The organism is Halorubrum sp. SP3 (genome assembly GCF_005435195.1).
Taxonomy (GTDB): Archaea; Halobacteriota; Halobacteria; order Halobacteriales; family Haloferacaceae; genus Halorubrum; species Halorubrum sodomense.
The window spans coordinates 233,896-247,743 of the sequence record NZ_SGTU01000003.1 but is presented as its reverse complement, the minus strand read 5'-3'; the positions used below and the strand labels follow the sequence as shown (position 1 = coordinate 247,743).

The window sequence follows — 13,848 nt, the reverse complement described above, 5'->3', positions numbered from 1 at the left end:
ACGCGGCGAACGCGAGCGGCGAAGCCGCGAAGCGTGAGCCGCGAGGCTGGGGAGGCGTGAGGCTGCGGTGCGATCGCGGTCGGGTGGGACTCAAAGGGGCAGCCGCGAGGCCGACGTAGGCGACACAAGTACCGCAAGGAGGGAGCGTTAGCGACCGACTGAGGAACGCAGCGAGCGTACGTCGGCCTCGCGGCTGGGGCTTTGGTGGTGTCCACCGAGGATCCGAAATCAACTATTTATAAGCGAGCGGCTGGGGCTTTGGTGGTGTCCACCGTCTATCTGCTTTTCTGACACTTATGAATGAACGAGGGATCTTCGGCGGTGCCCGTGGCTGCCGTCAATCCTCCCGGACATCATTGATCCGCATGCTGACTGTACCTCTCCGATCGCCCCCCTTTCGGAAGGATTAAAAGAACGAGCGGCCTTCAATCGAGTGCGGGCCGGTGGGGTAGCTTGGTATCCTTCGGCCTTCGGGTGGCCGTAACCACGATTCAAATTCGTGCCGGCCCACTTCCCGCATATACTTTTTCCAGCCTCTACTGACAGGTATCCGCGGCCACGTGGGTGTCTCAACGGGCCGCCCCGAGGCGTCTCAGTGGATCGTTTTGAAGCCGAGACGGAGCGCTATCGATCGACGCCCCGTTCGCGATCGGTCACCGAGCGTCACCACGACACGCGGCGACCGAGGACGAACACCACGAGCGCGACCAGAAGGGCGCCGAGGAACGACTCTAAGCCCGCGAGGAACCGAGACAGCGTCCCGACGGGCTGGATGTCGCCGTACCCGAGAGTGGTGAACGTGACGATGCTGAAGTAGAGGTTCTTCACCATGATGTCCGCGCCCTCGGGCGTCGCGAGCTGCGAGAGGCCGTCGAGTCCCTCGGTGGTCAGCCCCGCCGCGTCTCCGGACGTCCCCTCCGTGAGCGTCGCGTACATGAAGCTCCATCCGACGACCACGACCACGGAGGCGTAGATGACTCGCCACAGTCGTTCGCCGTAGCCGCAGGACTGGTGCAGCAGGTAGTTTCCGAACCACTTGCCCGCCGAGACGAGTCGCACATCGGGGTCCTGATCCGGGTCTCGAACGAACCGGTAGTTTTTCGCCCGCCTGTACTTCATTTCCTGAACGAAGAACTGCGCGGCCACGTGTCGGTCGCCGACCTGATCCGCGCCGTTTTTGGCCTTCAGGTAGGTGTTTTCGAGGTCGGCGGCCGTCGTCGTCTCACGGAACTCCTCGTCACCGGTCATCTCGTACAGCGCCTCGCTGCTCGGCATCTCCGAGGCATCCTCGGCGTCGGCGATCTCCTTGATGACTGCCCTGTCCAGTCCGGTCTGTTCTTGGAGCATCCCGACGTGATCGACCTCGTCGAAGAGCTCCCCGTCCAGCTTGTCGTCGACCTCGTCCAGCTCGTCTTCAACGGCGAGCGCGTCGATGAGGTCCTGTCTTCCGGGGTTCACGAACTCCGCGTCGTCAACGGTGGTGTGTAGTTGCCAGTTGGCCTCCGCGAGTTCCTGTTTGTAGTTCCCGAAGTCGAACCCGTCGAAGCTGGTGTTCGCGAACCGGAAGTACTCGAAGAGGTCCACGTCGCTCGTCTCCCCGAGGCCGTCGGAAAGTTCGACCGCGCCGAGCTCCGCGTTCGCGAGGTCGTAGGCGACGTCGCCGTCGTCCGGGAGCGCGATCGCCCCGTCGGCGATCTCACAGTTCCGCATGTCAACGACCGACCCGTCGCCGGTCCGCGTTCCCAGACACGTGAGATCGGCGAACGTCGACCCGAAGAACGCGGCCCCCGACTCGAAGTTCACGCCGTCGAAGTTCGCCACGCCGCCGACCGTGATCGTCTCGAAGGAGGCCGGCCCCTCGACGACCGTCTGCGCGAACGACGCGTCTTCGGCGAACTCCGCGTCGTCGAACGCACACGCGTCCCGCAGTTCGCACAGCTGGAAGAGCGCGTCTCGCCCGAACGTCGCGTTGCTGAACGTCGTCGGACCCCCGACCGACGTGTCGACGACGTTGACGTCGTCCTCGAAGCGGGCGACGTCGCCGTCGAACTCGCCCTCGACGGTCATCGAGAGTGACAGCTGCCCCTCGAAGCGGCTCGACGAGATGTCCAACCCGCCCTCGATCGTCCCCTCGAAGAACATGACCGTCCCGCCGAACGTGACGGAGGAGAGGTCGCAGTCGCCACCCACGTCGAGGTGGACGAAGTCGGCCTGTTCGCCCACGGACGCGGAACTGGCCTCGAGCGAGCCGCCGACCTCGGCTTCCCGCAGCGTCAGCAGCTCCTCGAACGTCCCGAGCGAGAGGTCCATATCGCCGTCGATTTCGGCCCCCTGGAACGTCGTCACGTCCCCGAAAGAGACCCCACTGAACGCGCAGTCCCCGGCGACGCGCGTCCGCTGGAACGAGAACCGCTTCGCGACCGAGGCGGCGTCGAAGTCGACGCCCCCCGCGGTCAGGTCCTGGCAGAGTACGTCCTGCCGGACCTCTGCGCTCGAAACCGACAGCGTTCCACCGACCCGTGCGTCCGAGGCGTGGATCGTCTTCTCGACGGTCAGCTTCGACGCGGAGACGTCGCCGTCGACGTCGGCGTCCGACAGTCTGAGATTCCTGACCCGGCCGCCCCGGATTTTGATATCGTCTTCGGCCTCGATCGCTCCCATTTTGAGGGAGCGATCACAGACCACGTGTCCGAGGTCGAGTGTCCCCGCGGCGTGTGCGTGCTCGAACGACGCCGAATCGAAGACGGTCCGAGAGAACTCCGCGTGGGCGCCGAACCGCGCTCCCTCGAAGTCTCCGCGATCCGTGAACGTCGCCCCGGTGAACAGCGCCTCTTCGCGGATGGTCGCGTTGTCGAAGGAGACTCCGTCACGGAACTCCGACTTCCCGAACCACGCGTGTTCCATGGTCGTCCCCTCGAAGGACGCCCACGTCTTGAACGTCACCACGTTACAGTTCATCCCGCCGGCGACCCTTCCCCCCTCGAACCAGAGCGGTTGCCCGAACTCTGCCCGCCGACAGTTGATCGACCCCTCGACGGTGGCGTACCTGAGATCGATCGGGTAGTTGTCGGGCCCGTCTACGATGTCGAACGAGAGGTTCAGATCGCCGAACCGAGCGCCGACGAACTCCTTGGGCCCCCGTCCCGGCCGTTGAATCGCTTCGAGGAACGCGTCCCGAACGGCCTCGTCGTCGGTGTCTTCGACCGGGGCGTGAAACAGACAGTACTCGCCGCCTTCCCGCGGACTCCGGTGACAGGTCCAGACGTCGTCGTCCTGCTCCCGCGCGTGTTCTCCGAGGTCGCGTCCGTACGAACAGCCGTCGTCCGGGCGAGCGGCGGGGTCGACGCGCGCGTCCTCGTCCCAGCCCGTCTCGATCGCACCGACCTCGCCGTCCGTCGCCGGGTCGGAAGCCTCGCGGCCGTCTCCCCCGTCGATGTCGAGCGCGGTCCGAACGGTCTCGCGCATCTCCGCGAGGTCGCCGGCGTCGACGCCCGAGACGGCCTCGGCGTCGATCGAGTCCGTCAACGTGAGGAACTCCCGAAGCATGTCGTCGTCGAACGTGGCCAGCGTCTCCGCCCCGGCCGTCTCCATCACCGCCGCCAGCTCCCGGAGCTTCTCGCCCGCTTCGTCGGCCACCTCGTCGCCTGCCGGCGGCTCCGCGTCCGTCGCGCTCGCTCCGTCGGCGTCCTCGGCGACCGCCTCTATCTCTCCGTGAACGGCGTCGACGCTGCTCGTGTCGAGGTCCTCGTCGCGGGTACTCGCGAGCACGTCGGCGATCTCGTCGGGGTACGCGTCGGCCAAGCCGTGGAGCACCTTCTTTGCGTCCACCCGCGTCTCCCCGCGAGCGTCCGCGAGCAGGTCGACGAGTTCGAACTGCGCCGGCAGCACCACGTCGGGGTACTCGGCCACGAGCGCGCGACACGCGCCGACCGCGTGGGCACGGACCTCGTCGTTACTGTCGGTGAGCGCATCGGCGAGCGCACCGCTCGTTTCGGTCACGGCCCCGGGAGCGTCTTCGGATACGGACGCCAGCGCTTCGCTCGCGAGCGCTCGCACGTCCGCATCCGGATCGTCGAGGCGGTCGGCCAGCGGCTCGACGGCCTCGACTACCAAGTGCGGTTGCCGTTTGGCGATCCGATTCAGACACAGCGTAGCGTGGTACCTGACCACGTTGTCCTCGTCGTCCAGCCGGTCGCGGAGCGATTCGGTGTGCGTGGCGACTTCCTCGGGATATCTCAGCGCGAGGCGTGTGAGCGCCAGTGTCGCCTCGTTTCGCTCGGTCGACGTCTCAGCGCCTGTCCGGTCGGCGGCGTCTTCGACAGCTCTCACGCTCGCATCCTCGATGTCGCCCGCGGCGTCGGGACCGAAGTTGTCGAGCGCTCTCCCGCATTTCTCACGGACGTCGCCGTCGCCGTCCGTGAGCCCCCTGACGAGGGGTTCGATCGCGTCTCGACACGCCTCCGGGCGGTTTTCCACGAGCCGGCTGAGCGCGAGCGCGCTGTTGTGTCTGATCACGCTCTGATCGTCGGCCTCGAGCCGTTCGATCAGTGCCGGAAGGGCGTCCAGAACCGCGTCCGATCGCGTCTTTGCCACCCGGCTCAGGACCGTCACCGCGTCGTTTCGAACCGTTGCGTCGTCGTCGTCGAGAAGTGCCACGACCTCCGGAACGTGTTCGACGACCGCGTCCTGATCGCTCGCGGCCGTCTCCGCCCACTCCGAGAGCGGTGCGTCCTCGCGCATGTGTGCCCCGTTCAGAGCGAGCAATATAAGCGTGGGTGAGCTTCGACGACCGCCCGGGGTCGGTCCGGGCTCGCTGTCACTCGATCTGACACGGTTTATTACCGACACCGCCGACGGTGACGACATGCCAACCGAGACCGTCGCGGGCGTCGACTGGGCGGGCGGGGCGTGGCTCGCAGTCGCGATCGACGAGGACGGCGAGCCGGAGTGCCGCCTCGAACGCGACCTCGAAGCGCTGTGGAACGGCGACGACGGCGTCGATCGAATGCTGGTCGACGTGCCGATCGGACTCCCCGACGACGCGGAAACCTTGGCGGCTCGCGAGGCCGTCGACTCGGCCGCGCGGTCGGCGGCAGAGCGCCCGAGCAGCGTGTTCCCCGTTCCGTCGCGGGGCGCGTGCGAGGCCGCGAGGACCGGCGCGGACTACGAGACGGTGAGCGAGCGAAACCGGGTCGACCTCGACAAGGGCCTCAGCCGCCAGTCGTACCACATCGCGCCGGCGGTCGGCGAGGTCGACGCGTTCCTCCGGGAAGACGAGGCGGCGCGCGAGAAGGTGATGGAGGCGCACCCGGAGGTGTGTTTCCGCGGACTCGACGGCAGCCGCCTCGAGCGCTCGAAGACGACGGCGCCGGGCGTCGGGGAGCGGTTGGACGCGCTCGACGGGCACCTCGACGACCCGGGCGCCGCGCTCGGGCGGATCTGCCGGGATCTGGCCGGCGACCCCGAGGCGATCGGTGGCGGGCGCGAGGCCGACGCCGCGGACCCCACCGTCGACGACGCCGTCGACGCGCTCGGGCTGGCGGTCGTCGCGCGCTACCCGGTCGACGAGCTCCGGTTCCTGCCGGCCGGCGCGGAGTACCGAGACGCCGAGGGAATTCCGATGCGGATGGCGTACTGGAGCGCGGCGCCGCTGGCGTGACCGCGCCGACATCGACGGATCGAAAAGCGACCGGAGGCTCGCTCAGTCCTCGCGTTCGGGGAGGGATTCCCGGCGGCCGAACGCGGTCTGTGCCGTCCGCACCGTGCGTCTGACGAGTTCGTTCGCGCTCCGCCGCCGCTTGACGAACAGCGCGATCCCGAGGACCGCGTAGACGGCGGTGAAGGCGTACAGCACCGTCATGCTCAGTTCGGTCGCGGCGGGCTCGGCGTAGGTCCGAATGATGTAGAACTCGGCCATCACCTGCGTGGCGAATAAGACGAGCAGCGCGACCGCCTCCCGGGCGCTGATCTCGAAGTTGACGATGATGGCGATGGCGAAGAAGCTCTGGGCCGCCGTGATCCAGATCTCCGCGGCCTGCTTGGCGTCGAACGAGAGGGTCCCGATCGAGCCGGCCGAGATGGAGTACACGACCGCGAGCGTTCCGATGAGTAGGGTCCACTGGTTGAGCTTCGAGGAGATGAGCGCGTTGAAGCCGGCGGTCGAGCGCGCCTTGTTCACGAGGTACGCGACGACGATCAGCTCGGGGCTCTCGGAGGCGAGCGGCGCGAGCCACTGGATCATGAAGAACTCCGGGATCCCGTACTGGAGCCCCAGCTGCTCGAGCCCCTCGGCGAACGGGTGGACCGCGGTGAAGATGATCGCGCCCGAGAAGGCGAACCCGAACAGGACGACGCCGATCCGGCGCGCCTTCGGGTACTCCTGAAAGTAGGCGGGCACGCCGACGTGAGCGGCCGGCGGTTCGACGTCGCCGCGGATGATGATGGAGATGTACAGGACGAACAGTCCGACGAGGAAAGCGGTGTCAATCGGGCCGATCCCGCCGCTCAGCGGGATGAAGAAGGCGTACGTGGTCGCGACGAGGAGGAACGTGATCTCGGTCGCGAGGTCCCGGTCGAGGGTCACCGCGTCCGTGAGGGTCCCCGACCGTCGTTCGACCGCGGCGTCGTTCGTCGTCGCGGCGCGGTAGATGGTGAACAGCGCGATACCGGACCAGCCGAGCCCGATGAGGATCCGGTTCGCGCCGGTCATGTTCGCGACCGCGAGGTTGCCGGCCGCGGCCGAGCCGGCGCCGGCCTGCCACGCGTACAGCGCGTCGACGGCGTACTCGGGGGCGACGGCGAGCACGGCGAGGACCGCGATCGCGAACGCCTGCGGAACGTCCTTCTCGGCGGTCTCGGCGGCCCACGCGAGCAGGAACGCGGCGCCGAGGATCGATAGCCCGGAGACGAGGACGGCGGCCAGCGGCGTGATGTTCTCTCCCGGATGGACGGTGCCGTACCCGCCGTACGAGAAGAACGTCCCGATCCACGGGAGCGTGACGGCGAACGTCAGAGCGACGGAGACGAGCGGATGTCGGAGCCGGCTGGACATGAATGGGACAGTACCCACGACGGCGAACGAGAACATAAAGGGCCGGACGTTGCGACGGCCGTCCCGGACACGGTCCGAGCCGTCGCAGGTGGTCGTCCCGTTGGCAAGGTTCAAGGCCCTCTGTCACCCGCTATCACCTGAATGCAACTCTTCTCCTCGCGGGCGGACCGCCGGCGGGGGATCGCGGCCGCGGTCGGCGTCGCGCTCCTCGCGGTCGGGCTCTACGTCCTCGTGAACCGGTACGCCGGGTTCATCACCGACGCTGAGGCTCTCCGCACGTGGCTCGACCAGTTCGGGTTCTTCGCCCCCGTCGTCTTCATCGGCATCCAGGCCCTCCAAGTCATCGTCGCGCCGATACCGGGACAGGTCCTCGCCTTCGTCGCGGGGTTCCTCTTCGGGTCGTTTTGGGGAACCGTCTACAGCCTCACCGGCGTGCTGATCGGCAGCGCGGTCGCCTTCTCGCTCTCGAAACGGTACGGTCGCTCCTTCGTCGAGGGCGTCCTCCACGAGGACGTGGTCGCCCGCTTCGACGACTTCGTCGACACGGTCGGCGTCCCGGGGCTGTTCGCGTTCGTCATCATTCCCGGGCTCCCCGACGACGCCATCTGCTTTCTGAGCGGGCTCACCAAGTGGTCGCTTCCGACGTTCATGACCGTCATCGCCGTCGGTCGGCTCCCCGCCTACGTGATAACGGTGTACGCGGGCGGGGAACTCGCGAGCGGCCGGTTCCTCTCGGCGGTTGCGCTCGTCGCGGTCGTCGTCGTCGCGTCCGCCGTCGGCTACTACAAACAGAACGCGGTGCGTGACTTGGTCGAGCGCTTCGAGCCGCGGCTCCCCTTCTGAGCGCCCGCGGACCGTGCTTCTGAGTGCCCGCGGACCGCGCTTCTGAGTGCCCGCGGACCGCGCTCAGAGTCGGCGTCCGCCTCACCCCCACGTCCACTGTGAGTCGAGGACGAAGCGGTAGACCCCGCTGACGAGGATCGCGACCGCGTTCGCGACGAGGTACATGACGCCGACCCACCTGACCAGCGCGGCGAGCACGCCGAGCTGGATCGGGATCGCGGTGCCGCGGACGAGGTTCGTCTTCAGCAGTCCCGAGAGGTAGTCGGCGACGCCGGTGTTCCGGGTCGCGCGAAACGTCCACGCGTTGTTGAGGACGTACGAGCAGACGATCGTGATCTCGATGGCGACCGTCGCGCCGACGTAGAGGTTCAGTTCCGCGACGTCGACGAACAGCCACAGCAGCGCCATCTGGAGCCCGGCCGTGAGCGCGCCGACGACGAAGCGGCGCATCTGGCCCGCGATGGGCCCGCTCGCGAGGTCGCGGAGGACCGCTCGAATCATCACTTGTACCCGAGCGCTTCGAGGCGGGCTTCGAGGTCCTCGTCGACCTCGTCGTCGGTCGCCGCGCCGCGCTCGGCGGCCGCCGCGCCGCGCTCGCGCAGCAGTTTCGCGTGGTCGTCGACGACCGGCGCCAACCGGTCGATAACCGCTCGCGCCTCCGCGTCGGGGTCGACCGCGAGGTTCTCCTGTTGGGTCGGGTCGGAAGGGCGATGGTACAGCTCGCGCTCGCCGGCGTCGACGTTCTCGATGTACGTCCAGTCGTCGTCGCGCGCGCTGACGAACAGGTCGCCGTCGGACAGCGATCGAGGGATCGGCTGCTGGGTCACGTCCTCGCCGCGGACGGTGACCGAGACGACGGGGTCGTCGGGGAGCGCGTCGCCGTTCGGATCGCCCGATTCGGACGGAGCGTCGTCGCCGCCGAGCGCCGGCAGGAGCGACTCGCCGTGCCACTCCGGCGCGGAGTCGACGCCGAGCAGGTCGGCGACCGTGGGCGGGATGGCGTCGAGCCCGACGTGGCCGTCGACGCGCCCGCCGTCGAGCCCGGGGACCTCCGCCACGAGCGGGACGTGGATCAGCTCGTCGTACAGCTTCGGGTAGTGTGCGAGGTGGCCGTGGTCCTGGAACTCCTCGCCGTGGTCGCCCGCGAGCAGCACCGCGGTGTCGTCGGCCACGCCCGCGTCGGTCAACGCGTCGAGCAGCCGGCCGATACTGGCGTCGACCTGTCGCACCGTCGCCTGGTACAGCGTCCGGAGTTCGCGAAGGGTCCGCTCGCCAACTTCGAGGCCGAGGCTCGTTCGGGTGTGCGCGTGAAGCATCCGATGGGTGCCGACGATGCCGTCGGAGACCTCGCGGATGTACCGCGGCGCGGGGACGTACGGGGTGTGCGTGTCCATGTAGTGGACCCAGAGGAAGAACGGCTCGTCGGTGTCGTCGACGAACCCGATCGCGGCGTCCTCGACGTCGAACATGCGCGAGGCGTCGAGGAACGGGCGGTCGTCGTCGTCGCCGCGGAGCTTCGACGCGAGCCGGCGGACCGGCGAGGTCGCGAGCTGGATCCACGCTTCGACCGTCGGGTGCGCGGCGAGGTACCGGCTGTAAACGCTGGAACCGACGCTCGTAACGAACGGCTCGAACTCGTCGAATCCGTCGGGGTATCCCCAGTGATCGGTGAGGAAGCCGTTCGCGGCGTTGAACCCCCCGGTCGCGATTCCCGCGTCGGAGAGCACCTCCGCGAGGGTCACCGACTCGTCGACGCCGATATCGCCCGACCGGGCGAACACGGGCTCCGAGGCGAGTATCGAGGGGAACGAGAACGGGGTCCAGTTGCCGGTCGCGAACGCGCGGTCGAACACGGTCCCGGAATTCGCGAGGCCGTCGATAACGGGCGACTGACGCGCTGTATCGTACGGAGAGACGGCGTCCGCACGCAGTGAGTCCACCGTGACGAGGACGACGTTCGAGACGGTCGCGTCGTCGCTCGACGCGTCCGCGTCCGCGGCTGAGGGAGTCGACGAATCGGCTGTCATAGGGCACGTGCGAATCCCCGGAGAACGCGCTCACCGCGGTCGAACGCCGGAGTTCGTTATATACTCGGAATCGCGGCTGCCAGCCGCTTGAGGATTTCGATCCCCCGCACCCCGGGCGAGCGTACCTATTTGCCGGTACCGACACACGGGATCGGTATGGACGACGCCCCCGCTGGCCGGCCGGTCGACGAGGCTGCGCTACCGGAACCGGTCCCCGACGACGAGATACCGGACTCGGTTCCGGGCCGGTCCCGCGCGGTCGAGACGAACGGCGTGCCGCTCCACGTCGTCGAGGCCGGCCCGGAGGACGGGAAGCTCCTGATCTTGCTTCACGGCTTTCCGGAGTTCTGGTACGGCTGGCACGAGGCGATCGCGCCGCTCGCGAACGCCGGCTACCGCGTCGTCGTCCCGGACCAGCGCGGCTACAACTGCTCCGCGAAGCCGCCGGCGGTGCGCGACTACCGGATCGACGAGCTCGCGCGCGACGTCGTCGGCCTGATCGACGCCTACGACCGGGAGACGGCCGCCGTCGCCGGCCACGACTGGGGCGCCGCGGTGGCGTGGTGGCTCGCGCTCCACCACGAGGCCCGCGTCTCGGAGCTGGTCGCGGTCAACGTGCCGCATCCGAGCGTCTTCGAGCGCGCGCTCCGGACCTCGTGGGACCAGCGGCTCAAGAGCTGGTACGTGCTCGCGTTCCAGCTTCCCAAGCTGCCTGAGGCGGTCGCGAGCGCCGGGAACTGGCGGCTGGCGACGAACGCGTTACGCGACACGAGCGCGCCCGGCACCTTCGCGGACGAGGACCTTCGGCGGTACCGCCGGGCGTGGGACCGCGACGGCGCGTTCGAGGCGATGGTGAACTGGTACCGCGCGATCGTCCGCGACCGCCCCGAGCCCGCGAAGACGGCGGTCTCCGTCCCGACGCTCGTTATCTGGGGCGCGCAGGACCGGTTCCTCGCGCGCCGGCTGGCCCACGAGAGCGTCGAGCGCTGCGCCGACGGCCGACTGCTCGCGATCGACGAGGCGACCCACTGGGTCGTCCACGAACACCCGCACCGCGTCGCCGAGGCGATCGCGGACCACGCCGACCCGCTGCCCCCGGGCGCGCGGGAGTGAAGCCGATTCGGCCCGCGGGTCCGACGTTTCGGCGGACCCTTCGGACTCCGATCGACCCGGTGCGCCGAATACTGTCCTCGCGACGCGGCCACAAAGATTATATCTGCCCTCAACCAAAGGACAGATATGAGCAAGCACTTCGAAGACGCACGGTACTACCTCGGTCGAGCGGCGGAACACGCGAAAGCCGGCGTGGTAGAGGAGTTAGAGCCCGTTGAGGCGCGTGTGAAGGAGATCGTCGGTCGCGACGAGGAGGAGGAGCCCGAACCCTCACGGCTGGACAGGCTCCAGGCTGATTTAAAGGAACTCGAGGACCGCGCCGAGGGTGAGGCCCGCGAAGCGGTCGCGTCCGCCCGGAAGCGCGTGGCCGAGTACCGCGGCAAAGACGCCGCCGCGGAGTGACGCCGACCGAACCCGTCGAACGGCCCGAAGACGACGACCTATTTCAGCGGCGGCCCCGTGGTCGCGGCCGCGTCGCCGCCGATTCGCTGCTCGGCGGGTAGCACCGCGTACTCGATGCCCGCGTCCTCGAACAGCGACCGCGCCCGTTCGATGCCTTTCTGCGCGTCGACGTCGGTCGCGCGGTAGTGCCGGATCGGGTGGCGGATCCACGACGGCTCCCAGTGGGCGTACACGTCCGTCGTCGAACGGTCCGAACCGGCGTACAAGGCGAGGTGAAGCTGGTGGTCGCTCGCGAGCGCGCCCTCCGGATACCGCACCCAACTCGCGACGGTGGTCTCCGGAGGCGTCGCGTACGCCCGATACTTGAGCGAGGAGACGAGGTTGCGGACGAACCCGAGCCGGTGGAGCCGCGCCTCGACGACCGGGTACGGCTCGCGGACCGTGAACGCGTACTGCTCGCGGGGCGTCTTCCGCTCGGCGTAGAGGCCGACGAGCGACAGCGGCGCGTGGAGGAGGCTCGCGACGTGCTGGCGGAGCCGCTCGAGGAAGCGGAGTTCATGGGTCACGGCGGGCGATTCGGGCGCCCCCAGAATGAAGCTTCGGCGTAAGGTAACTCTTAAGTCCGGAGGTCGGATACCTCGACATGGACGGGTTGGTGGTCTAGCTAGGTTATGACGGCTCCTTCACACGGAGCAGGCCGGCGGTTCGAATCCGCCCCAACCCATCCGCTTTCCTGACGTTCGTGAAGGAGCTACTGAGAGGTCAAGGATTCTCATCCGGATCCTCTCGACGGAACGCAGCGGCGATGTAGGAGAGGCAGCGATCGCCGTCAGACCTTAGCCCGCCGCGCCCCCGTAGCCTGTATGGTCTCGCACGCCGGGTTCCACTCGCTTCACGAGGAGACGACCGCGTCGATTCCGGTCCGGGGCGATCTGCCCGCGTGGCTCCGGGGCAGTCTGATCCGGAACGGTCCCGGCGCGTTCTCGTTCCCGGACGGGAGCGACGTGGACCACTGGTTCGACGGCCTGGCGATGCTGTACCGCTTCACCTTCGATCCGGGGGACCGCGCAGACTCGGTTTCGGGTGGCGACGGCGACGCGGTCCACTACCGCAACCGCTTCCTCCGGAGCGACGCGTATGACGCGGCGACGAGCGGCGAGTTCGAGGGCGGGTTCGCCACCGGCGAGACGACCCTGCGCTCGCGGCTGGCGACGTTCCTCGCGGAGCCGTACGACAACGCGAACATCGTCACCGAGCGGATCGGCGACGAGTACGTGGCGCTGACCGAGTCGCCGCGGGGCGTCGGGGTCGACCCGAACACGCTCGCGACGGCCGGCCACGTCGACCGGGAAGGCGACGCGCCGAGCGGCCAGCTCTCCTGCGCTCACTTCAAGCGCGACCCGGCGACGGGGGCGCTCGTCACGGTCGACACCGAGTTCGGACGGACGAGCCGGTACCACGTCACGGCGTGGACCCGAGACGGGGAGCGTCGCCACGTCGGCAGCGTCGACACCGACGAGCCGGCGTACATGCACAGCTTCGCGCTCACGCCCAGGTACGTCGTCCTAACGGAGTTCCCCCTCCGACTCGACCCGCGTCGGTTCCTGAAGCCGGGCCGGCAACCCCCGTTCATCGAACAGTTCGAGTGGGAGCCCGATCGCGGCACGCGGATCGTCGTGCTGGACCGGACGACGGGCGACGTGGTCGCCGACCCGACGACCGACCCGTTCTTCGGGTTTCACCACGTCAACGCCTTCGAGCGGGACGGCGGGACCGAGGTGGTCTTCGATCTCGAAACGATCCCGGACGCGACCGCGATCGACTCGCTGTACTTAGAGAACGTCCGCGCCGGCGAGATGGGGACCATGGCGGGTCGGATCGAACGGTTCACCGTCGACCTCGGATCGGCGATCGGTGCGAACCGATACGGCGGCGGCGACGCGGCGGTGTCCCGGGAACGCCTGTTCGACGGCGGCAGCGCGCTGCCGACCGCGTCGCCCGCGCGCTGGTGCCGCTCTCACCGCTACGTCTACGCGATGGGGATGGACACCCCGGTCACGGAGTGGGCGCGACGCGTCGTGAAGGTCGACGCCGAGACGGACGCGGTCCGGACCTTCGACGACGGCGGCGACTACTTCGGCGAGCCCCTGTTCGTCCCGGCGCCCGACGGCGAGGCCGAGGACGACGGCGTCGTCGTGACCGTCGCGCTCGACGTCGACGCCGACCGGTCGCGCCTGCTCGTCCTCGACGGCGAGACTCTCTCTCTGCGCGCTCGGGCGACGTTACCGCACGCGGTCCCGTTCGACTTCCACGGCCGGTACTTCCCGGAGCTCCGGGCGAAGCCGGCCGAGTGAACTCGGTCGGGGTTCGTCCGGGTCGCGTCGGTAGTGCTCAATAGCCATCTATCGGCGT

At 68.5% G+C, this 13,848-nt stretch carries 10 protein-coding genes and 2 tRNA genes; 7 read left to right on the top strand and 5 right to left on the bottom strand.

Going from position 1 to position 13,848, the window contains the following annotated elements; genetic code table 11:
• Window positions 1-437 precede the first annotated feature (437 nt).
• Window positions 438-510: transfer RNA gene (locus EXE42_RS03950), tRNA-Pro, on the top strand.
• 153 nt (window positions 511-663) lie between these two features.
• On the opposite strand, the gene EXE42_RS03945 is transcribed toward EXE42_RS03950, so the two are convergent.
• Window positions 664-4,740, bottom strand: coding sequence for a pentapeptide repeat-containing protein (locus tag EXE42_RS03945; RefSeq protein WP_158293691.1), 4,077 nt, complete (start codon window positions 4,738-4,740; stop codon window positions 664-666).
• 124 nt (window positions 4,741-4,864) lie between these two features.
• On the opposite strand from EXE42_RS03945, the gene EXE42_RS03940 reads away from it, so the two are divergent.
• Window positions 4,865-5,659, top strand: coding sequence for a DUF429 domain-containing protein (locus tag EXE42_RS03940; RefSeq protein ID WP_092923756.1), 795 nt, complete (start codon window positions 4,865-4,867; stop codon window positions 5,657-5,659).
• A gap of 42 nt (window positions 5,660-5,701) precedes the next feature.
• On the opposite strand, the gene EXE42_RS03935 is transcribed toward EXE42_RS03940, so the two are convergent.
• Window positions 5,702-7,051 carry a sodium:calcium antiporter gene (locus EXE42_RS03935; protein ID WP_092923753.1) on the bottom strand — a complete coding sequence of 450 codons (1,350 nt, stop codon included), beginning with the start codon at window positions 7,049-7,051 and terminating at the stop codon, window positions 5,702-5,704.
• 141 nt (window positions 7,052-7,192) lie between these two features.
• On the opposite strand from EXE42_RS03935, the gene EXE42_RS03930 reads away from it, so the two are divergent.
• Window positions 7,193-7,894: a TVP38/TMEM64 family protein gene (locus EXE42_RS03930; protein WP_092923750.1), complete on the top strand. Its 702-nt coding sequence runs from the start codon at window positions 7,193-7,195 to the stop codon at window positions 7,892-7,894.
• An 81-nt stretch (window positions 7,895-7,975) separates the two neighbouring features.
• Here EXE42_RS03930 and EXE42_RS03925 read toward each other — a convergent pair whose 3' ends face one another.
• Both EXE42_RS03925 and EXE42_RS03920 read right to left on the bottom strand, forming a co-directional pair.
• Window positions 7,976-8,395, bottom strand: coding sequence for a GtrA family protein (locus EXE42_RS03925; RefSeq protein WP_137694446.1), 420 nt, complete (start codon window positions 8,393-8,395; stop codon window positions 7,976-7,978).
• On the bottom strand, window positions 8,395-9,921 hold the full coding sequence (locus EXE42_RS03920) for a sulfatase-like hydrolase/transferase (RefSeq protein WP_092923744.1): 1,527 nt from the start codon (window positions 9,919-9,921) through the stop codon (window positions 8,395-8,397). The genes EXE42_RS03925 and EXE42_RS03920 overlap by 1 nt, the downstream gene beginning before the upstream one ends.
• A 156-nt stretch (window positions 9,922-10,077) precedes the next feature.
• Here EXE42_RS03920 and EXE42_RS03915 point away from each other — a divergent pair, with 156 nt between their 5' ends.
• Together EXE42_RS03915 and EXE42_RS03910 are read left to right on the top strand one after the other, a co-directional pair.
• On the top strand, window positions 10,078-11,034 hold the full coding sequence (locus tag EXE42_RS03915; RefSeq protein WP_092923741.1) for an alpha/beta fold hydrolase: 957 nt from the start codon (window positions 10,078-10,080) through the stop codon (window positions 11,032-11,034).
• A gap of 126 nt (window positions 11,035-11,160) precedes the next feature.
• A complete protein-coding gene (locus EXE42_RS03910; RefSeq protein ID WP_092923738.1) occupies window positions 11,161-11,436 on the top strand; it encodes a hypothetical protein in 276 nt (91 codons plus the stop codon).
• A 38-nt stretch (window positions 11,437-11,474) separates the two neighbouring features.
• On the opposite strand, the gene EXE42_RS03905 is transcribed toward EXE42_RS03910, so the two are convergent.
• Complete coding sequence (locus tag EXE42_RS03905; protein ID WP_092923735.1) at window positions 11,475-12,002, bottom strand: hypothetical protein; 528 nt, start codon at window positions 12,000-12,002, stop codon at window positions 11,475-11,477.
• 83 nt (window positions 12,003-12,085) lie between these two features.
• Between EXE42_RS03905 and EXE42_RS03900 the strand changes: the two genes are divergently transcribed.
• Window positions 12,086-12,160 (top strand) — tRNA-Val (locus EXE42_RS03900).
• Window positions 12,161-12,299: 139 nt separating this feature from the next.
• The gene (locus EXE42_RS03895) at window positions 12,300-13,790 is read left to right on the top strand and encodes a carotenoid oxygenase family protein (protein WP_137694443.1); all 1,491 of its coding nucleotides are present in this window, start codon (window positions 12,300-12,302) and stop codon (window positions 13,788-13,790) included.
• The last annotated feature ends 58 nt before the right edge of the window (window positions 13,791-13,848 follow it).